We start from the raw sequence: 20018 nt of genomic DNA on the forward strand, positions 1-20018 counted from the left end.
CCACCCCCCAGGTCATCCGTTCGACAGGGGGACACAGTCATGCCGGACCCGGAGGCCAGCGGCCCTCTTGCAGGACCGCGAAAAACATAACGGGGAACGGGGCGCGGTCGACGTCACCCTGTGGGGCACCCGCGTCAACACCGGGATGGGGGACTGGCTGCCGCCGCGCGCGGTGCGCCGGATCCTCCCCGGGTGCGACCGCCAGGCCGTACGCGAGGCCGCCGCGGCCTGGCAGGTGACGCTCATCGACCCGGTATGGGGGCGCAACACTGTGCTGTGGCCGCTCCTCAGCCGGTTCCTCGACTCGTGGGCTCTCGGCGGGTCTGGACGAGGGCGACGAGCAGCGGTGAGGCTGGTCTTTGGCCGTGGCCGCCGGGCGGCTGGGTCGTTGACCGGGTGAGGTGCCGGGCCGGGGAGGGCCGTGGGCGCGGACAGGGAGGGAACGGGCGTGGCGCGTTCGTTAGGTGTGTCGCTGGCTGATGCGTATCCGCAGGTCGCCGCCATGTGGTTGCAGGAGCGCAACGGTGGGCTGACCCCGGAGAAGGCGACGCCGAAGATGCAGGTTGCGGTGTGGTGGCGGTGCGCGGCCGGACACGAGTGGCAGGAGAACATCTCCAACCGCACCGCGATGCCGAAGTGGAAGAACGGCGACGTCGCGGCCTGCCGCGAGTGCGTCGGCTACCGCGTCTCCTACACCTACCCCGAGTGCGGCCACACGTCGATGGTTACGCCCGAGGCTGCGGCGAAGAAGCGGGGGCGTTGCTGGAAGTGCCAGCAGGAGTGGTGGCAAGCCAACGAGAAGCGCCTGAAGGCGGAGCTGTCCGCGGCGGCGAAGGCAGCCGCCGGCCGCGCGGCCGAGCTGCTGGACGCCGTACCCGGCGCCGCCGGCGTCCCGGCGCCGCTGCTGACCGAGTGGCGGTGGTGGGCAGCCAAGCACCTCCAAGGCGCCATCGCCGCCGAGGAGATCATGGGAAAGGATGGTGAACGTGACCGGGTGTTCGCAAGGGTGACGGCCGCCGCCGCGACACTGCTGCCGACGAAGGAGACCGCTGGCCGCGCAGCGGCGGCCGAGGGCGTGCTGCGGCTGGTCGACCAGGCGCACTGGGCCGAGGGCTGGCTCCACCAGCTCACCGGACGCCTCCCGCGCCCCGTGCCCGCCGACGACCTGGAGAACATCGCGTTCCTGCTGGGAGAGGTCCTCGCCGACTGGGCCCAAGGCGCCGCGCAGGCAGTGGCCGAGAACCGGGGCAACGGCCACCCGCCCCCCACGACCGCCGAGATCACCCGCAGCCTCACCCGGGCCGTGCTGTCCATGACCGACGACGAGGTGTTCGCGCCGATCGCCCCATACACGCGCACCTACCGAGAGCTGAGGGTGCCCGTGGTGCCAGCCGGCAAGAGCCGGTATGGACGGCTCGACGTGGTGATCTGGACGCCCGGCATCCCGGACATCGTCGTGGAGATCGACTCCGCCCCGAACGCGGCCTCCGCGCAGAAGCTCGCCTTCGCCCGCGACGCCGGCGCCCACCCACTGTGGGTCCGCTTCGGATCCGGCGGGATCGAGAAGATCGACGGGGTGACGGTCCTCGACATTCGCGACGCCGTCCGGGGCGTGTGCGAGGCAGGAAGCGGCGGCGGGACGACCTGAACTAAGCAGGCTTGGCGCCTACGGCCTGCCCGCTGATCAAGGCCGGGGCATGCGACGACAGGCGGCGCTACATCGGCGGCGTGCGCGGCAGGACGCCCTCGGAGCGAGCTGGTACCTGACCTGCCGCAGGGCGATTTTGAGCGGCGCGTACCCCTCCACGATCTGTCTGGCCCCGTCCACCACGACCGGCCACCGCGCCCGCCTGCTCGCCATGCGGTACATGCACCCCTTGCGGCGGGCAGGGTCTGCGGGCCGTCTCGGGTCAGAGGGTCGCTGCGGCGACAGCCGCGCGGAACTCCTGCGTCATCAGGGCGACCGAGCCGCGCTGGACAGGCGCCTCGCCGGGTTCGCCCGACACCCTGGCCACAGCGGCACTCATGCGCTTTTCCATTGCCGCATCGACCACCGGTCGGTACTCCTCAGGGACCTGCCGGGTGTCCTGAACGGCGACCATCGTGCCGAAGCGGGTGCCGATCAACCCGATCGTGGTGACCTTCCAGCCGAGCTGACGGGCGGCCTTGCGCATCGCGGCCCTGATCAGTTCAACCCCGCCCAGGCCGACGGCCTCCTCATCATCCAGATTCACCTGGTACGAGCCGCCGTAGCCGCCGGCACCCTCGGGACAGGCGCGGCGCAGCAAGGGGACCACGGCCTCGGCTATAGCGATGCAGCGAGGGTCCTTCGCGTAGGAAGCCATCCGGGCATCGTAGAACCGCGTCCACGCATCGGCCCCTCGTACGGTGGCCGCTCACTCAAAGAGGGGCTCCCCGAGATTCGTCCTTCCGAGCCAGGGGGCGGCGGCCACGGACTATTCAGCGACAGGTCGGGTGTCGGTGGTGCGTGCCAGGATGCCGTCACGGCACAGGGACGGCACCCAAGGGGAGAGCTCGTGCGGGGGAGTGACAGTGTGGAGGAAGGCGGCCTGCCCGCCTGGCTGCAGGGCGTGCAGGCACGGCGCACGGTATCCCGTGACCAGGAACCGCCGGAACTACATGATGGCCTCGGCCGGTTCGGCATGGGCTACAGGATGATGCTGGACAGTCGGATCGGCGTGGGCAAGACGATCGAAGCGGGCCGACTCATCGCGGACATGATTCGCAGGGCCTCGAGTCCGCCCGTGCTCTGGCTCGTGAACGGGCAGCACCGCACAGGGGACTTGCTGAGGATCAATCAGGTACCCGGCGCGGCCGAGGACCCCACGACACCCGGTGAACTCCTCCTGCGCGAAGAGCCCTTCGCACTCCGGAAGATGCCCGCCAAGACGGTGCCCTGGCGCGCACGATACCGCGAACTGCAGCGGCGAGCCGAGACAGTGGAGGCGGCCGGCCGGGACCAGGACCGGGTCTTCACCTCCGGAGAGCGCCGGGTCCGCAGCGGCGCGGCCCGCGAGGCGGTCCTCCTGCGCAGCCAGGGCCGGTGCGAGAACCCCGACTGCCTGCTCGCTGTCCTGCCTTACCGCACTGCAGCGGGACAGCCCCTGCTGGAGATCGATCACATCGACGACCACGCCCAGGGCGGCCGCGACCACCCGGGCGCCATGATCGCGTTGTGTCCCAACTGCCATGCCAACAAGACTCGCGGTGCGGACCGTAGCGCACTGCGGGAACGCCTGAGGGACGTGGCGCAGGCGCTGGACTCTGCCGTTATCCAGCAGGAGCCGGACGGCGGACCACGCGCATGAGTAACCGCCTACTCCCGCAGTGAAGCCCCTGACTGTCAGATGGGTTCCAAGAGGTCGACAACGGAAAGCCCGGTCTCGCCGTTGACGAGTTGAAGGGCGACTTCGGCCCGGGCCGCGAGGTCGAGCGGGTCGAGGTCTTCGGCGTACGCGGCGTGCACGATGCGGTCCAGGCCCGCGCCCACCAGCGGCGCGGCGGTGCGCAACGAGGCCTCCAGCGCCACACCCTGGGTGGCGCCGCCGTGCAGGATGATGTTCCGCGTGCGGTACAGCCGGCGCAGCGCGATCCGGAAGGCGCCTGAGACGTCCCCCAGCACCGGCCGGGGATCCTTCACCAGGTCGGCCATGCGCTGGGCAGCGGGCCGGTCGCTGTACTTCGTGGACGCCCCGGTGAAGTCCAGAGCTGAGGCGCCGCCCGCGTTCAGCGCCTCAGCGACCAGGCGGGCGCGCTCCTGATTCGTGGTGCAGGCCGCGATTCCCCGAGCGAGGTCGTCCTTCGTGCTGGGCTTGTGACGGTGCGCAAGGGCGGTGAGCTCGGCGCGGGGCCACGAACAGGCGATGATGGCCGCCATCCGATCGGCTGCCACCGCCTTCCCGGACCGCTCGTGCTCCCCCTTGGGGTCGTCCGGGTGGGTCAACAGTGCTTCGACGGCGGCCCAGGCGCCGGCCACGGCCGGGGCCATCGGTCCGCGGTTGACCGCGGCCGCGAGCTCCAGGGCGTCGTCGATCCGGCCCCGGGCGCCAGCGACCTGGTAAAGGTGCCCCTCGTTGACGAGCGTCAGGACATCAGCACCCCGCGCCGGGGGATCGAGCGGAATGGGCCGACTGTGGCCGGCCACCCAGATGTAGGGGAGAGGCGCCACGCCTCCGCGGTCCCGGCGCAGGAACTGAGAGCGAGCGGTCATCCGCTCCACCATCTGCCGCGCCTGCTCGGCGGCGCTGAACGGGTCCAGCGCCGTGAACCGGTAGACGAACCCGCCGCCGGGCCGGATGCCAGCGGTGCTGTGGCCGTGTTCGCGCAGCCAGGAGATGACCTTGCTGTTGCCGTACCAGTGCTCCAGCGGTTCGGCGAGCTCCCGCCGGGGCACCTTCTCCAGAGCCACCAGTACCTCGTACGGGCGGGCCGGGGTCCGCGCGAGCTCAGCGGCACTGTCCGCTATATCCGCCGTGGTGGCGCGCGCGTCGTGGAGACCTTTCGCCCAGGCCTTGAGGTGGCTGGCGCTGTAGCCCAGGTCAAGGAGGTGGGAGGCCACCGTTCGGGAGAACCGCTCCGGCTTGACCCGCTCGTCGACGGGAACGTTGACCGCCGCCGCCCACCGCTCCAGATAGCCGACCCGGACGTGCCCGATGATCTCCTTGAGGCGGCGGCGCGCGGGGCTGGGATCCGGCACCGAGTTCTTCAGCAGGCCGGTGAGCTCCTTGCGCAGGTCCCTGTCTCCGAGGCCTCGGTCAGGGCCGATCAGAGCGTTGAGCTGGTTGCGCTGCCAGTCACACGCGGCCGGGGACAGCACCCCGTAGGCCTGCCAGTAACCGGCCTCCCACAGTTCCTCGAGGGCCAGCACCGAACCTATGTCCCACAGACGACGCGCCCACGGTGTTCCCTCGTCGGTGAAGAAGTCCGACATGCGAGCCAGCACGTGCCGGGCGTAGGGATAGGGCGCAGGAGCAGAGACCATCACAGAACCCTACCGAGCAGCTCACAGACCACGCGTAGGACCACGATCACGTGGTACGCTCCTCGCAGACTTAAAGGGGCATCCGCCGTTCCGACGGCCGCTGCCCCTTCCTTCTTTTCTGAACGCCTTCGGCCGGTGCCGGGCCCGCTGGTACCGTCGCTCGTATGGATCAGAACGCACGCCAGGTTCCGCCCTTCGCGCCGGAGGAGTACGCGCGCGTCGAGGCGGCCGCCCACCTCGCCGGCAAGTCCCCCGAGGACTTCGTCCGCGACGCGGCGCTCAAGGCCGCCGACGACCCGTTCCTCAAGGCCCTCGGTAAGACCCGCGACCGCGTTCCGCAGCTCGCCGACGTCTTTGCCACGCAGGACACCCAGGCCGCCGACACCAGCGCCACCTGGCCTGACCCCGCTCCCATGGGCAGCCGCGACCTGCGCGAGATCCAGCAGCACGGCCACGCCGCGTGACGCGGTTCCTCAGCCCACAAGAGCTTCTGCAGATCGCACAGACCCTCCCGGGCGACCCGGCCTGTCTCGACCTGGGTGTGCTGGACGCCGTCTGCGCCCGGGTCCAGGCCCACTACATGGGCCGCGACGTGTACGCCAGCGACTGGCTCAAGGCCGCGGCCATGCTGGAGACGATCGCGTTGCACGAGCCGCTTGAGGCGAAGAACGAGTTCTTCGCCTGGCTGGTCGCCGAGACGTACCTCAACACCAACGGCGTCACGTTGGACTACGAGCCGGAGGAAGCCCTCGCGCTCGTCATGCGCGCCAAGCACAAGGGCGCCCGCGTGCAGGAGATCGCAGCGCAGCTGCGCGCCTGGTCCACCGGCTGAGGCCGGCCGGGCCCGGGGCTACCCGTTCTCGTCGTCGGGCACGTCGAACGTGATGGCCTGCTCGTTGGCCGCCTTCTCTGCCGCACTCAGCCGATCGATCTTGTACTTCTCGTCCAGGACGCGGGCCTTCAGTCCCCAGGACAGAGCACGAGCCCGCATCCCGTTGTCCCCGGTGACCACCGTGACCTGTGCCGGGGCTATGGCCTGCTGGAGATAGCAGGCGCGCGCGACGATCTCATCGTCGTTGTTCGGCAGCCGCACATGCCCGGGCTCGTCCAGCAGGACATCGACGACGGTGTCCTCATTCACCACCGCGTGGCCGTCGGCTTCGATCTGGGCCAGGGTCTGCTCCAGGAGCGCGAAGACGGCGCGCGCCCGTTTCCGGACGCCGGTGTCGTGGGTGTCGTACGACTTCTTGTCGATCTCGTCGATCACGACGTGCGGGATCATCACGGACGTGCCTCGACCGAAGATCCGCTGCCACGGGATCTTGTCGAAGCGCATGTAATGCAACAGATCGTTGGTGTCCAGCACCACCGTCCGCACCCGGTGGCGGGTGAAGCGCTCCTGTGCCCGGCGCAGTTCGTTGGCCAACTCCATGAAATAGCTGCGCAGTTCCTGCAGCTCGGTGTTCATCAGAACCGTGAAGCGGTCGGCGGTGAACTGACCGTGCATGATCGCGTTGTACCGCTCGCCCCGCAGCCGCGCCGCCACCGACCGGTCGGCGAACGCGTCCAGCAACTCGTTCCCGGCCTGCAGCGTCCACTCGTCGTACATTCGCCGCACCCGCGCGACGGCGTCCCAGTGTTCCTGGGACATGCCGGGCACCGCGTTGCCGACCACATGCGGTACGGAGTTCTGGACGTCGTTGAGCCCCTGGTCGGTCAGGCGCTCCACCAGCGCGATCGCCTCAGCGCAGGTCGTTCCGGGCCTCAACAGCATGCACGCGCTCCTCACGGTACGGGCCGTCCGTAACACGGACGGGCTGAGCATAGGCTCCGTTCGGTGGAGACGTTCTGGATCACCGCGGCGGCGGTCCTGTGGGGTGCCGGCACAGGTCTGCTCATACCGCGCGCCGCGTACCGGCTGTCCGTGCCGCACGATGAGCCGTGGCGGTCAGCGTGTCCTGCCGGGCACCCCCTCGCCGGTGCCCGGGGCGGATGGCTGGGGCGGGCCCGCTGCGCCGACGGGGACGCGTTCGGTCCGAGCACGCCTGCCATCGCCGTCGTCTTGGCGGTGGTCTGTGTTGTGCTGGCGGCCGCGACGGGAGCGCGCCCCGAGCTGGTGGTCTGGCTGGTGCTCGCCCCGGTCGGCGTGCTGCTGGCTGTCGTCGACTTCGCGGCGCACCGGCTGCCCGACGTGCTCACCCTGCCGCTCGCCGCGGCCGCGCTCGTGTTGCTCGGCGGTGCCGCGGTGGTGCCCGGCGCCGGCGGCAGCTGGACATCCGCGCTGCTCGGCTCCCTTCTTCTGGGAGCCTGTTACTTCGTGCTCTTCCTCCTCAGCAGGGGCTTCGGGTTCGGCGATGTGAAGCTCGCCCTCACCCTGGGGGCTGTCCTGGGCTGGTACGGCTGGGCCATCGTCCTGATCGGGACCTTCGCGGGCTACCTGCTCGGCGCGTTGTATGGCATCGGCCTCATGGTCGCGGGCCGGGTCGGCCGGGCGACCAGGATCCCGTTCGGCCCGTTCCTCCTCGCCGGGGCGTTCGCCGGCCTACTCCTGGGCTCGTACGCCCAGTGACCAGGGCGTTGGCTGCGGGGACCTTCCGGGCCAGCCAGTGCGACGTCGTACGCCTCGCCCGATACGCCCGACGGTGAGGAAAGTCCGGACCCTAGTCATCGTCTGGTACCGCCACCGTCCTTTGACGGTCGGCGGCACTGCCGTGCCTCGTACGTCGCGCCGCTGAGCCGCGCGGTGCTCGCCGACTTCCTAAGCGCTGAGCAGCAGGAAGTCTTTGACCGTCCGGACGTCCCGGTGGGAGGCCAGCTCGTCTCGGAGGTCATCGAGCGCGTCGGAGGGCCGCGAGGAGTTGAGGGTGGCGTTCTGGGTGAAGGCGTCCGTCGCGGCGGCGCAGGCGGCCTCCAGGTCACCCAGCTGGAGGTGGGCGCGTGCGGTGCGGGTGAGGTAGAGGACGTGGTCGCGTGCGTAGCCGTCGGCCGCGTACTGGACATGGCGCGCCTGCTCGAAGTGAGTCAGGGCGCGGCGCGGGTCGTCGAGGTCGAGCGCGGAGGAGCCGGCGAGCATCTCGATCTCGCCCGGGGTGAGCCAGTACGACCAGGGCGGGTCATCGTCGTGGGGGCCACGGGCGTACTGGGCCCGCGCGGCGTCCAGCTCCCGCCAGCAGGCGGTGCGGTCACCGGTCTTGGACAGAGCACGGGCGGCACGGGCGTGGAGCATCGACTTCACGCGCGGAGTGGACCGGCGCATCACAGCGTCCTGCGCGGTGCGGACCAGTTCGACGGCGTCTTGAGGGTTGCCTTCGGAGTAGACCTGGATCGCCATGAACGCGAGGGTATTGGCGCCGACCTGGGGGTCACCGGCACTCGCGGACGCGCGCAGCGCGGTGATGTAGTAGCGCTGTGCCAGTGCGTGGCGCCCGGAGTCGAACTGCAGCCAGCCGCACATGCGGGCGGCCTCGGCGAGCAGGGACAGCAACCGGTGTTCGAGCGGACCGTGCTGCCCAGTCTGCTTGGCAAGGCCTTCAAGGAGGTCGTACTCGGCGACAGCCGTCCTGCGAAGCCGGGCACCCCCGAGAACGTCGTCGAGGCGGCGCAGGTCGTCCAGGCGGTGCCCCAGCGTGTCCAACAACTCCGGAGTGAGGCGGGTATTCGCGCCAGCGGCAGCGTGGGGGACCTCGGGCGAGGCGGCGGCTGGTTCGCTGAGCGCGAGGCTCCAGCTCGTCGCTAAGCCGCTCAGCGTTGCTCCACTGGCGATCAGAAATCCCCGTCGATCCTGCATGGAGCCTCCCCGAGCGGCAGCGGCTACTGCTGCCACGGTACCCGCCAGGGTCCAGGGGCTGTCGAGAACGGGACGGTCATCAGGGAAGGCAAGCAGGAGGAAATCCGGCCATCCGAGTTCGACGACAGCCTCACGTGGGATGCCGTGGAGGCAGGCCATTGCGTAGCGGGCGGGCATCTCAGGCGAGTTGACGCCGTTCTCCCAGCGGGAGACCTTCTGCCTGCTCTTGGCCATCCGGCCGTAGCCGAGGGCAAAGTGCACGTCGTCGAGGCGATCCAGGTACTGCTCGCCGGTCAGCCCGAGGTCCCCCCGCAAGGCGGCTAATGGGTGAGGTAACAGCTGGTCGGACATCGTGGGGCCCCCTCGGCACACGCTCTCCCTGATGATCCGCCACAGTAGCCATCCGAACACGCGCTGTGCAGATTTTCGGCGCGCGGTCCGCAACACCTCCGCAACAGCCTTTGCCTTCCCGGCGCTGGGGTGCGGGCGGTGACATGAACGGCATCCCGATCCCCAAGCGAGGAGGGAGTGCCATGCCCGACCCGACTACGCCGCTAGTGTCCGTGGTCGTCAGCGCCCGCGGCAACACCCAGAGCGTACGGAATCTCTTGGACGCCCTGGCCCAGCAGACGTTGCCAGCCGCACAGTTGGAGGCGGTCGTCGTGGACAACGACCTGCCTGGGCCCGTCCGGCCGATCGCGGACGCGGTCCGCGACGGCGACTGGCCGTTCACCGTGCGGGTGCTGTACGAGCCGACCCCGGGCCTGAGTGCCGGCCGCAACCGCGGGATCTGCGCGGCCCGCGGCCAGTACGTCGCCATCACCGACCCCGACATCACCCCCGAACCCGGCTGGCTGCAGGCCCTCGTCACCGCGATCGAGGAAGAGCAGGTGTTCGCCGTCGGCGGCCGCACCCACGTCACCTACCCGGGAGGCCAGGTCACGGCGTTGACGAAGGCGCTGCGCGAGTGCCACGGCGCGGTGGACTGGCCTGAGGGCCGGGCGCTGGCGGTGTGGCCGTACTGGGTCACCGGCTGCAACCTGCTCTTTGACCGCCAGACCGCTCTCGACATCGGCCTGTTCCGTACGGATCTCGGGCGCCGGGGCCGGTGGATGGGCGATTGCGAGGACCTGGAGTTCATCGACCGGGCCCGCCAGGCCGGCCACCAGACCCTCATCGAGCCGGCCGCCGTCGCCTCCCATCCCGTGTACCGCCCGGAGACCACCCTCAAGTACTTCCTGCGCCAGGGCGCCGGGCACGGCGTGTGCGTCGCCCGGATGCACCTGAGCGTGATCGTGGAGCCCGCCGCGATCCAGGCCGGCCGCGACGCGGTGCACGCCGCCGTCATCAACCTCGCCGCCGGGTGGACCTTCCTGGACCGTGCCCGCGCCGTCGAAGGCGCCCGCGACCTCGCCCGGATCGGCGCCTACCACCTCGAACGCGGACGGTTGCGTCTGCTCGGCCGCCGCCCCATCGCCCTCGCCCAGCACGCACCGACGAAGGAGTCCCCCGCATGGACGTGATCACCACCATCGGCCTGCCCACCGCCTCCACCCCGTTGGGCGCCGAGGTCGTCGAGCGCAAGGGCGCCGGGCACCCCGACACCCTCGCCGACGGCGTGGCCGAGGCGATCTCCCGCGCCTACAGCCGCTACTGCCTCGAGGAGTTCGGCGCGATCCTGCACCACAACACCGACAAGACGTCCCTGCTCGGCGGAGCCGCCGACGTCCGCTTCGGCCACGGCGAGCTCACCGCACCCATCCAGGTCCTGGTCAACGGGCGCATCACCGCCGCCCTCGGCGACCACACCATCCCGGTCGCCGACATCGTCACCACCGCCGCGCGCGACTATCTCGCGAGCGCGCTGCCGCTGCTCGACGTGGGCCGATGGGTCGACGTACGGCCGCGGCTGACGCAGGCCTCCAGCCCCGGCGCCGTCCACGCTCCGGACGCCGCCCAGCGCGAGGCCTCCCGCCAGCGATGGTTCGCCCCGCGCACCCTGGACGACCTCGCCGAACGCCACCGCATGTTCTCCAACGACACCTCAGCCGGCGTCGCCTACTGGCCGCTGGGCATCGCCGAGCAACTCGCCCTCGGCGTCGAGGAGCAGCTGACGAGCGAAGCCTTCCGCGCCGAACACCCCTACTACGGCACCGACATCAAGCTCATGGTCGTCCGGCACGGTACGAGCGTGCAGCTGACGGCCTGCGTGCCGCAGATCGCCCGCGAGACGGCGGACCTGGACACCTACATCGCCCGCCGAACCCAGGCCCGCGACCTGATCACCCACCTCGCGTCGACGATCGCACCCGAGCACCACGTGACGGTCTCCATCAACACCCGCGACGACGACACCCGCCCGGAGCTGTATCTGACGGCGACGGGCTCGTCGATCGAGTCCGGCGACGAAGGCGTCGTCGGACGCGGCAACCGCGCCAACGGTCTGATCAGCATGCTCAGGCCCTGGTCCGCCGAGGGCGTCTCCGGCAAGAACCCCGTCTACCACGTCGGCAAGCTGTACAACCTGGCAGCCGCCGAGGCAGCCCGCCGCCTGCACGAGGAGACCGGGCGGGACTGTGCGGTCGTGCTCGTCTCCCAGTCCGGTCGGGACCTGACCGACCCCTGGCAGGCGATCGTGCAGACCTCTGGCCCCCACCCCCTCGGCAAGGCCGGCGTCCGGCGGGTGATCGCCGAAGTGATGGCGGACCTTCCCACGCTGCGCGAGCAGCTGCTGGACGGAAAGCTGGCCACGGCATGACCGCGCCCCGCACCGACGCCGCCGGGCAGTTCGTGCCCTGCTTCAACCCGGCCACCCTCTCCGGCATCCCGCTCCCGCAGTTCCTGGCCCTGGCCGCGGGCGCCGGATTCCCCACGGTCGAGGTCTCCATCCAGCAGGCCCAGGCCCACGGCATCGCCCCCTTACGGGAACTGCTGAAGGAGATGGGCGTGAGCGTGGCGGCCGCGAGCGGCATCCTGCCCGCAGGGCCCGTCCTGCCCGCCCCGCTGCTGGTCGACCCAGACACCTACCGCACCTGCCTGGACGGCCTGCACAGCCGACTGGAAGCCATGGCCGCCCTTGGCTGCACGGTGGCCACGACCGTCCTCAACCCCCGCTCCCCGCTGGACACCCGCGAGGCGCGGGCCGTCGCCCACAAGCGGATCGCCGAGCTCGCCACCGCGGCCGCCGCGCACGGTGTGCGGCTCGCCGTCGAGGCCGTCAGCATCCACACCGGGCTGCCGCCCGAGCTGGACGGCCCGCACCCGGTCCTCGACAGCCTGCCTCAACTCGCCGAACTGCTGGACGAGACCGACGCAGAGAACGCCGGTGTGCTGGTGGACTCCTTCCACTGGGCGGCCGCCGGCGCCGACCCCGGCCACATCACCATGCTCGGCCCGGACCGCATCACGCACGTCCAGATCGCCGACACCCCGGCCCCCCACGCGATCGGCGAACTCACCGACAGCCACCGCCTGTTCCCCGGCGACGGGGGACTGGCCTGGCCGGTCCTCGCCGACGCCCTGGACCAGGCCCGGTACGCCGGGCCGGTGAGCGTGGAGCTGTTCAACCCTGAGCTGCGGGCGCTGCCCGCAGGCGAGATCGCCCGCCTGTCCCACCACGCGGCCACCCGCTGCTGGACCCTCGCGGAGGCATCCCGATGACCCCCACCACCACCGTCCGTCCCTGGCGGCTCGCGGTCGCCGGATGCGGCGCCGCCGCCTTCGGACTCCACCTCCCGCTGCTCAAGGCCTCCGCCGCGTTCGACGTGATCGCCGTCGCCGACCGCGACCCTCAACGGGCCCGCACCGCACAGCAGCACTTCGCCATTCCCCGCACCGCAACCCGGGTGGGCGACCTCCTGGCCGACGCCGACGTGCTGGTCGTCCTCACCGGCGTGCACGAGGACCTCATCGAGGAGGCCCTCGACGCCGGCGTCCACGTCGTCACCGAGAAACCCGTCTGCCTGGACGTCATCCGCACCCGCAAGCTCGCCGAGCGGGCCCGGGACGCCAGGCTGCTGCTGGAAGTCGGCGCGATGCGCGCCCACGACCCGGCGCTGCACGCGGCCCTCGCCCACGTGCCCGAACCCGCCGGCGGATGGCTGGTGAAGGCCGACGGCGTCGACGAAGCCGCGCGCCGCCGCCTGCTCCCGCCCGGGTTCACGCCGTACACGTTCGCCGACGACCCGCCGCAGCCCGTCCCCGACCACCTCGATGAGCACCGGGTGACCGCCCTGCAGATTCTGCTGTGGCAGGGCTACCACCTGCTGACCGCACTCGTGCTGGCCGTCCCCGGAATCACCGCCACCACGTGCACCCTCGATCCGGCCGGGCAATCCGTCCACGCGCTCCTGCACGGACCCGCGGGGGAGCCGTTCACCCTGGTCATCGGAGCAACACCGGCCGGGGTCTTCCGCGAGCAGATCCACCTCGCCGACCAGGCGGCGGCCGCCACCATCGACTTCGCCCGCCCCTACGAGCCGGCCGCCACCACCCAGCTCACCACCGCCGACGGCACACAGAGCGGCTTCGGCGACCCGTTCGCCGCCATGTGGGCGGCCGTCGACGCCCGCCTGTGCGGGCAGCACCCCGCCGACCTGCCGACCAGCGCCGACCTCGCGCTACGCGTCGAGGACCTCGCCCTCGCCCTGGCAGGCCTCGCCCGCCCCCACGCCCGCACACGGAAGGACGCCTGATCGTGGCCCACGACGCTCCCGTACTGGTTCTGGACGGCCCGCCCGGAGCGGGCAAGACATCCCTGCTCGCCCGCATGGTGTGCGCCCTCGGCGACGACGCGATGTGGATCACCGAGCCCAACGCCCGCCTCGCCACCGGACTTGCCGCGCCTGTGCACCCCAGCCCGGCCGGACACACCCTGTGGTTCCTGCGGCACGAACTCGACAAGGCCCGCGCCATGCGCCGCCTGGTCACCGACGAGGCAACCCGCCTGCTCATCGCCGACCGCAACCACCTCGGCGCCCTGGCCTACTGCTACGCCACCCACGCCGAGGACTCCCTGCCCTACACGGTCGCGCGTGACTTCTACGCCCGCCGCATCGCTCCGGAACTCCCCGAGACGGTCCTCACCGCGATCCTCCTGGTCAGCCCCGACCAGAGCCTGACCCGCCGCGGGAAGGTCGCCGAACTGCCCAGGTGGAAGCAGTGGTTCGACGAAGGCCTTCTGGAGCGGCTGCACACCTTCTACACCGAGATCGCCCCCACGCTGTGCCCGACCCCACCCGCGATCATCAACACCGACGGCGCCACACCGGAAGCGGTCCTCGCCCAGGTCGCCGGCGTACTCACGGACGCAGGACTCGACCAGACCGCCCGGCGCCTCACCTCCCAAACCGCCCCCGCCCCGCGGCCGCCGCTGGACGAGCCCTTCGCCCACGCCTACACCCAGCTCGGCGGACTGGAAGCCCTCGGCCACCCCTTCACCCCGGCGATCGACCACCGCGGCCACACCGTCCAGCTCTGCCAGCTCGGCGCCCTGCACCGCGCCCCGGCCGGACACACCCGGCTGTGGAACCCGCTCGCCGCCTCCGACAGGAGGGCCGCCTGATGAGCCGCGCCACCCCCTGCGTCGTCGGCATCAACCTCGGTCACGACGGCGGCGCCGCCCTGATCACCGACACCGTGATGGTCGCGATCGGCGAGGAACGCCTCAACCGCACCCGCTACAGCCCAGGCTTCGAGGCCTCGCTCCTGTACTGCCTGCGCGCGGCCGGTCTGACGCTCGCCGACGTCGACCTGGTCGCCGTCAGCGGCATCGGCCGCACCCCACCCACCCGGACCGAGACCGGCCTGGCGCACCTCGGCATCGACCGCGAGCGGATCCTCCCGGTCGACCACCACCTCAGCCACGCCTACACCGCCTACTGCCTCAGCCCGTACGAGACGGCGACCGTGCTGGTCGTCGACGGCGGCGGCAACAACAACGACACCGAGACCTACTACGCCGCCACCCCCGACGGAATCGAACGTCTGGGCGGCAATCCGCACACCCGACCCCGGGCGGCCGGGATCGGCGCGACATACGAGGCCTTCACCAACCACTTCGGCTGGCACGAGCAGGAAGCCGGCAAGACCATGGCGCTCGCCTCGTACGGCGACCCGGGCCTCTACCTCGCCCCGCTGTTCGACGTCGTCGACACCCAGGTCCACGGACGGCTCACCCGCACCCACGCTCCCGGAGTCGCCGATCTCGCGAGGCGGACCGGCTTCGACTTCGGTCCGTATGGCAGCCTCGGCCAAGGCGACCTCGCTGCCAACGCGGCCGCCTACGTACAGGACCAGACCGAGCGCGCCCTATGCGCACTCGCCACGCAGACGATCGCCGCGACCGGCCTGCCTGACTTGTGCTTCGCCGGTGGGGTCGCCCTCAACTGCGTCGCAGCCGACAAGATCCGCCGCCTGCCCGGGGTCGGAGGGTATTTCGCCCCGCCCTCCGCATCCGACCGCGGCCAGGCCCTCGGCTGCGCGCTCTACGCCTGGCACCGCCTCACCGGCGACATCCCCAAACGTCCCCTGAACAGCGACTACTTCGGCCGCGACTACACCAGCGAGGAGATCGAACAGGCCCTGCACCGCGATCCCCGCTCCGGTCTGGTCGAACGACGCCGGACGTCCTTCACGTGGCGGCGCGAGAGCGACATCGCCCGTACGGCCGCACAGATGATCGCCGACGGGAAGATCATCGGCTGGGTCCAGGGCGGCAGCGAGCTTGGGCCCCGCGCGCTGGGCGCGCGCAGCATCCTCGCCGATCCCCGCACCCGCGACAGTTCTGACGCCCTCAACGAGAGGATCAAGCATCGCGAGCCGTTCAGGCCATTCGCGCCGGCCGTCCTCGCCGACCACGCGAGCACATGGTTCGACCTGGACGTACCCAGCCCGTTCATGCTGCTCGCCCCGCCTGTCCGCCCCGACCACGCCGACAAGATCGCCGGAGTCGTGCACGTCGACGGCACCGCGCGCGTGCAGACCGTCGATCCTGCCGTCGCACCGGCGTACGGGGCGCTGATCGAGCACTTCTGCCAGCTCACCGGAGTGCCCGTCGTCCTGAACACCAGCTATAACGACCGCGAGCCCATCGTCGAGACTCCCGCCCACGCGCTCGCCACATTCCAGGCCTGCGACCTGGACGCGGCGTGCATTGGCGAATACTTGGTCGAGCGGTCCTGAGCCCCCTTTGAGGGCTGCCACACTGAGGGCATGACGACCTCCACTCCGCCGCTGAGGGAAGCCGCCCGCGCCATCGTCCTCGACGCTGACGACCGCGTCCTGCTGCTGAGCTACGACGAGAACGGCGGCTTCTGGGCTACGCCCGGCGGCTCCCTGGAAGACGGAGAGGACCACGCGACGGCAACGCTCCGTGAGCTGCGCGAAGAACTCGGTGTCGACGACAAGGGGGTCGAACTGGGGGCACAGCTCGCGGAGCGCAGCAAGGATCACCTGGTCGGCGGACGCGAGGTCCGGCAGGTGGAGAAGTACTTCCTCACCCGCATCTCCGCGGCCGACGTCGACCCGGCCCGGGCATCGCAGCCCGACAACATCCGCGAGCACCGCTGGTGGACCCTCGCCGAGCTGCGCGCCACGGCCGAGACGGTCTACCCGCTCGGTCTCGCCGACTTGGTCACCGGCGTCCTCGAAAACGGTGCACCCATGCGCCCCGTCGTCCTGAACGGATGAGCGTTCCCCGCTCAGCGCGGCGGAGCAGACTGCGGGCATGACTGAGAACTGCCCGGCCGGCTCTCCCGTGCCGTACGCCGCCGTGCTCTGCGACATCGACGGCGTACTGCGGCACTGGCCCGCTGACGACGAGATCGAGCAGGCCCACGGACTGCCCGCCGGTGCCCTCGTTGCCGCGGCCTTCGCGCCGGCCCGCATCCACCCCGCCATTACCGGGGAAATCACTGATGAGCAATGGCGGTCCGCCGTGGCCGCCGAGCTTGCCTCTGCCTGCGGGTCGCAGGAACGCGCCCGCGCTGCCGTGGCCGCCTGGTCCGAACTCGTCCCGATCGTGGACCGGGAACTCGTGGCCCTGCTCACCCAGGTCCGTACCGTCGCAGCCGTGGCCCTGGTTTCCAACGGAACCACCCGGCTGGAGCAGGACCTCGCCCGCCAGGGACTGGACGCCGTGGCCGACACGGTGGTGAACACCGCCCGCATCGGCGTTGCGAAGCCCGATCCCCGGGTCTACCGCATCGCCGCCGAACGTCTCGGGACCGCGGCTGACCGATGCCTGTTCATCGACGACACCGCCGCCAACGTGACGGCCGCCCGCGACGCCGGAATGGCCGCCCTCCATTACCGCAAGCTCGACGAACTGCGTATCGCGCTCGCATCCCTGCTCGGCCAGTAGCCTTCGCACGAAGCGGTATTGGCGGCCGTGGGTGCTCCTCAAGGCACCACCCCGGGCGTTGCCGTGATGATGATCAGGCGGGCTCGGGTGGGTCGACGGCGAACTCGTAGGCCACTTCCCAGCTGCGGTCCGGGACGACGATGTCGGCGGTCTCCACGGCGCGGCCGTCGCTGGCGTAGTACGTCCGCTCGATCGCCAACACCAGGTCGCCGGCACTGATACCGAGCAGGTCGGCCTGCTCCGGGGTTGCCCGGGCAGGGCGCGGGATCTCGAGCCAGGTTTCGATGTCGATGCCGATGGAGCGCATCCGCTCCACCACGCCCTTGCCGGCGAGCGGGCCCATCTCGGGAAGCAGGATGGGGGTGTCGCCGGTGATGGCCATGGGCTCCCAACTGACGGAAAGCTGGGCGGGCTTGCCGTCGACGAGGAACTCGTATGCCGTGCGCACGGTCGGCTCGCCGGGCGCGATGCCGAGGCGCCGGGCGATGTTCTCCGGGGCGGGTGTGCGGGCCTCGGAGGACGCCTCCCAGGTACCGCTGCTGCCGATCTCCGACATGTCGGCGCGGAACGGGCTGCTGCCGCGGCGTTCGCGGTGCCGGGAACGGATCATCCGGCGCCGCTCGCGCAGCGGGGCCACATAGGTCCCCGACCCCGCGCGGCCTTCGAGAAGTCCTTCGACGATGAGACGCTCCGTGGCCTTCTGCAGGACGTTGGGACCCACGCCGTAGTGCTGGGCGAGCTGCGCCCGGGAGGGCAGCTTCTCGCCGACCTCCCACTCGCCTTCCGCGAGTCGACGCCGCAGGTCGCTTGCGACCACCTGGTGCGGCGGCGGCTCGGCGTTGCCCATGCGAGGACTCCGTACTGGTCGGCGGCTGTCTCAGTGCCGGGATTGCGGCTCTCGATTGACAAGTTAATGCATCAGGTTCAAGCTAATGCATCAGATATACGTTACGTGATCACGTGTGTACAGGGGAGATCCGTGAGCTCGCCGACGACCAGGGCCACCGCGATCGCCTCCATGCTCAGCACGGCGCTCGGCGTGCCCCTGGACGACGACGATCCCGAGGCTGTTCGCACGGAAGCCAGCGACACCGGTCTGCGTATCTCCGCGCCGGTGCCGGACGCGCTCAGCGAAGCGGTCCGCCTCGATGTGCTCGCCTTCCTGATGCGAACCGCCGACCGCTTCGGTCACTGCCTCCAGCACAGCGGCACTTCCGTCATTTGGGCGGAGATCGAGACGGCCGCTGCCGGAGGAGAAACCCCGTGACCTTCCCCGCGTACCGCGACCTGCCTCCGTCGGCTGCAGCGCGCCAAAACGATCACCTGAAGGCTCTGGAGCTGACGGCATGACCTATCCGACACCCATCGCTTCCGGCCCGCCCCAGACGGCCAAGGACGCCGCCCCAGCCGGAGCCGAGGTCGTGCTCTACACGACCAGCGTCAACTCCCGGATCGCTGTCCAGACGCTCACATTCCTGCGCGACTTCGCCGAACAGCAGGGGTGGACCGTCGCGCATGAGGCGTACGATCTGGCGCCAATCCATATCCCGGCCCGAAGCCGCACCGGCTGGCGCACCGTCGAACATCTCCTGGCGACTGGTGAGGCCGCCGGTCTGGTCGTACCGGCCGAGCACGAGATAGCCACCACGCCTGCAGAACAGAGGGAACTGCGCGAGTGGCTGCTGAGCCTGCCCGCCTTCGCCGCCTACCCACACGCCGGGCACCACCGAACGCTCCTGCCCGTCAACGAGCCCTCCGACGCCCCGGACTCCGTCCTCACCGCGCCCGTCGACCGTGAATGGTCCCAGTCCTACGCCATGACCCCGGCGAGCCTGCGCCGACTCCGGGACGATGCCCGCATGCGCCTGACCTTACTGAGGTGGCCCGGTGACATCGTCACGGCGATCGAGGTGCTGTCCCGGCTCGCGTACAACGCCGTCGTCCACGCCCGGCCCGCCGACGAGACGCTCGCGCGAATGACCGTACGACTGGCCGTGGCCGAGGACGAGGCACTGCTGATCGACGTGCAAGACCCGCGCCCGGACGTCCCGCTCAGCGAGGCCGCCATCGACGGTGAGAAGGGAAGGGGCCTGAAGTACGCGCGCCTCCTGGGCGCGACGGTCAGCTGCTTCCTCTCCGCGGACGCCCGCCTCAAGACCGTCCGGGCACAGCTGATGTCGGGCGAGGTGTCGCTGTGACCCGCTCGCAGGCCTCCGCCGATGCCACAGGGCACGAAACCGGCAGCCTAAGCGGAGCGCGCCTGTCGCCCGAGCAGTGGGACCACTGGTACCAGACCGGCCGGCCCACCGTAGTCAGCCACAAAGAAGCCCAGCTCTTCTACGACCACGTCGCCCCGAGGCCCGGGATGTCCGCCGTGGACCTGGCGTGCGGCAACGGCCAGTGGCCCCGGCAACTCGCCGCCTGGGGGCTGAACGCGATCGGACTCGATTTCTCCACCGAAGCCCTCCGGCAGGCTGCGGCGGCCGGAGCGGCCGGCGTGACGTACGCACACTGGGACATCGACGGCGATCCCATTCACCACAGTCTGCAACCGGGCAGCGCCGACCTCGTGACCTGCCGCTACGCGCTGCCGTACCTCCAGTACGAGCGGCTGCTGACGGACATCGGACGCTGGCTGCGCCCCTCCGGCACCTTCTACGCGCTCGTGTACGTCGACCAGCCCGGCGAGTGCAGGAAGCCAGACACCGATCCGTTCCACCGAGCCCTCACCGAACAGGAACTCCAAACTCTGAGTTCCGGATGGGCATTCCGCCGGACGTACTCACTGAGCCGGAGACAGAGGGCAGTCGTACTGCGCGACTACAGCTGATCACGTCCGCTTCATCCCGCCGAGGGCAATACCGGAG

General features: G+C 70.7%; 22 protein-coding genes. 17 read left to right on the forward strand and 5 right to left on the reverse strand.

What is annotated here, in order from left to right; genetic code table 11:
- Positions 1–67: 67 nt before the first annotated feature.
- Positions 68–400, forward strand: coding sequence for a DUF6919 domain-containing protein (locus ACZ5C2_RS35745; RefSeq protein ID WP_468800713.1), 333 nt, complete (start codon positions 68–70; stop codon positions 398–400).
- A 48-nt stretch (positions 401–448) separates the two neighbouring features.
- Positions 449–1648 carry a zinc-ribbon domain-containing protein gene (locus ACZ5C2_RS35750; RefSeq protein ID WP_468800715.1) on the forward strand — a complete coding sequence of 400 codons (1200 nt, stop codon included), beginning with the start codon at positions 449–451 and terminating at the stop codon, positions 1646–1648.
- Between the two features lie 262 nt (positions 1649–1910).
- Here ACZ5C2_RS35750 and ACZ5C2_RS35755 read toward each other — a convergent pair whose 3' ends face one another.
- A complete protein-coding gene (locus ACZ5C2_RS35755) occupies positions 1911–2345 on the reverse strand; it encodes a hypothetical protein (RefSeq protein ID WP_468800718.1) in 435 nt (144 codons plus the stop codon).
- Between the two features lie 210 nt (positions 2346–2555).
- On the opposite strand from ACZ5C2_RS35755, the gene ACZ5C2_RS35760 reads away from it, so the two are divergent.
- Positions 2556–3329 (forward strand): HNH endonuclease signature motif containing protein, encoded by a 774-nt coding sequence (locus ACZ5C2_RS35760; protein ID WP_468800721.1) that lies wholly within the window; start codon positions 2556–2558, stop codon positions 3327–3329.
- Between the two features lie 35 nt (positions 3330–3364).
- Here ACZ5C2_RS35760 and ACZ5C2_RS35765 read toward each other — a convergent pair whose 3' ends face one another.
- Positions 3365–5002, reverse strand: coding sequence for a hypothetical protein (locus tag ACZ5C2_RS35765; protein WP_468800724.1), 1638 nt, complete (start codon positions 5000–5002; stop codon positions 3365–3367).
- Between the two features lie 164 nt (positions 5003–5166).
- Here ACZ5C2_RS35765 and ACZ5C2_RS35770 point away from each other — a divergent pair, with 164 nt between their 5' ends.
- Entirely contained in the window at positions 5167–5466 is a 300-nt protein-coding gene (locus ACZ5C2_RS35770; protein ID WP_468800727.1) for a hypothetical protein, read from the forward strand.
- The gene (locus tag ACZ5C2_RS35775) at positions 5463–5834 is read left to right on the forward strand and encodes a type II toxin-antitoxin system death-on-curing family toxin (RefSeq protein WP_230216172.1); all 372 of its coding nucleotides are present in this window, start codon (positions 5463–5465) and stop codon (positions 5832–5834) included. The genes ACZ5C2_RS35770 and ACZ5C2_RS35775 overlap by 4 nt, the downstream gene beginning before the upstream one ends.
- Positions 5835–5852: 18 nt before the next feature.
- Here ACZ5C2_RS35775 and ACZ5C2_RS35780 read toward each other — a convergent pair whose 3' ends face one another.
- Entirely contained in the window at positions 5853–6776 is a 924-nt protein-coding gene (locus ACZ5C2_RS35780) for a PIN domain-containing protein (RefSeq protein ID WP_468800730.1), read from the reverse strand.
- Positions 6777–6839: 63 nt separating this feature from the next.
- Between ACZ5C2_RS35780 and ACZ5C2_RS35785 the strand changes: the two genes are divergently transcribed.
- Positions 6840–7571 carry a prepilin peptidase gene (locus tag ACZ5C2_RS35785; protein ID WP_468800733.1) on the forward strand — a complete coding sequence of 244 codons (732 nt, stop codon included), beginning with the start codon at positions 6840–6842 and terminating at the stop codon, positions 7569–7571.
- Between the two features lie 189 nt (positions 7572–7760).
- Here the strand turns inward: ACZ5C2_RS35785 and ACZ5C2_RS35790 are convergent, their stop codons facing one another.
- Positions 7761–9104, reverse strand: a complete 1344-nt coding sequence (locus ACZ5C2_RS35790) for a transcriptional regulator (protein WP_468800735.1) — start codon at positions 9102–9104, stop codon at positions 7761–7763.
- 218 nt (positions 9105–9322) lie between these two features.
- Here ACZ5C2_RS35790 and ACZ5C2_RS35795 point away from each other — a divergent pair, with 218 nt between their 5' ends.
- Genes ACZ5C2_RS35795 through ACZ5C2_RS35830 form a run of 8 tightly spaced genes read left to right on the forward strand, consistent with a single transcriptional unit; the run spans position 9323 to position 17151 of the window.
- Complete coding sequence (locus ACZ5C2_RS35795) at positions 9323–10312, forward strand: glycosyltransferase family 2 protein (protein ID WP_468800737.1); 990 nt, start codon at positions 9323–9325, stop codon at positions 10310–10312.
- Complete coding sequence (locus ACZ5C2_RS35800; RefSeq protein WP_468800739.1) at positions 10303–11547, forward strand: methionine adenosyltransferase; 1245 nt, start codon at positions 10303–10305, stop codon at positions 11545–11547. The genes ACZ5C2_RS35795 and ACZ5C2_RS35800 overlap by 10 nt, the downstream gene beginning before the upstream one ends.
- Positions 11544–12449 carry a sugar phosphate isomerase/epimerase family protein gene (locus ACZ5C2_RS35805; RefSeq protein ID WP_468800742.1) on the forward strand — a complete coding sequence of 302 codons (906 nt, stop codon included), beginning with the start codon at positions 11544–11546 and terminating at the stop codon, positions 12447–12449. The genes ACZ5C2_RS35800 and ACZ5C2_RS35805 overlap by 4 nt, the downstream gene beginning before the upstream one ends.
- Positions 12446–13483, forward strand: a complete 1038-nt coding sequence (locus ACZ5C2_RS35810; RefSeq protein ID WP_468800744.1) for a Gfo/Idh/MocA family protein — start codon at positions 12446–12448, stop codon at positions 13481–13483. The genes ACZ5C2_RS35805 and ACZ5C2_RS35810 overlap by 4 nt, the downstream gene beginning before the upstream one ends.
- Before the next feature lie 2 nt (positions 13484–13485).
- Complete coding sequence (locus tag ACZ5C2_RS35815; protein WP_468800747.1) at positions 13486–14352, forward strand: AAA family ATPase; 867 nt, start codon at positions 13486–13488, stop codon at positions 14350–14352.
- A complete protein-coding gene (locus tag ACZ5C2_RS35820; protein WP_468800749.1) occupies positions 14352–15971 on the forward strand; it encodes a carbamoyltransferase family protein in 1620 nt (539 codons plus the stop codon). The genes ACZ5C2_RS35815 and ACZ5C2_RS35820 overlap by 1 nt, the downstream gene beginning before the upstream one ends.
- A 30-nt stretch (positions 15972–16001) precedes the next feature.
- The gene (locus ACZ5C2_RS35825; protein ID WP_468800751.1) at positions 16002–16478 is read left to right on the forward strand and encodes an NUDIX hydrolase; all 477 of its coding nucleotides are present in this window, start codon (positions 16002–16004) and stop codon (positions 16476–16478) included.
- A gap of 37 nt (positions 16479–16515) precedes the next feature.
- Positions 16516–17151: an HAD-IA family hydrolase gene (locus ACZ5C2_RS35830; protein WP_468800754.1), complete on the forward strand. Its 636-nt coding sequence runs from the start codon at positions 16516–16518 to the stop codon at positions 17149–17151.
- A 73-nt stretch (positions 17152–17224) separates the two neighbouring features.
- On the opposite strand, the gene ACZ5C2_RS35835 is transcribed toward ACZ5C2_RS35830, so the two are convergent.
- A complete protein-coding gene (locus ACZ5C2_RS35835; protein ID WP_468800757.1) occupies positions 17225–17998 on the reverse strand; it encodes a GntR family transcriptional regulator in 774 nt (257 codons plus the stop codon).
- A 132-nt stretch (positions 17999–18130) separates the two neighbouring features.
- Between ACZ5C2_RS35835 and ACZ5C2_RS35840 the strand changes: the two genes are divergently transcribed.
- The 3 genes from ACZ5C2_RS35840 (at position 18131) to ACZ5C2_RS35850 (ending at position 19981) form a co-directional block, all read left to right on the forward strand.
- Positions 18131–18418: a hypothetical protein gene (locus ACZ5C2_RS35840; RefSeq protein WP_468800760.1), complete on the forward strand. Its 288-nt coding sequence runs from the start codon at positions 18131–18133 to the stop codon at positions 18416–18418.
- Between the two features lie 79 nt (positions 18419–18497).
- On the forward strand, positions 18498–19349 hold the full coding sequence (locus ACZ5C2_RS35845) for a hypothetical protein (protein ID WP_468800762.1): 852 nt from the start codon (positions 18498–18500) through the stop codon (positions 19347–19349).
- Positions 19346–19981, forward strand: coding sequence for a class I SAM-dependent methyltransferase (locus ACZ5C2_RS35850; RefSeq protein WP_468800764.1), 636 nt, complete (start codon positions 19346–19348; stop codon positions 19979–19981). Before ACZ5C2_RS35845 ends, ACZ5C2_RS35850 begins: the two co-directional genes overlap by 4 nt.
- Positions 19982–20018: the final 37 nt, after the last annotated feature.

The organism is Streptomyces sp. NPDC031365 (assembly GCF_055569765.1).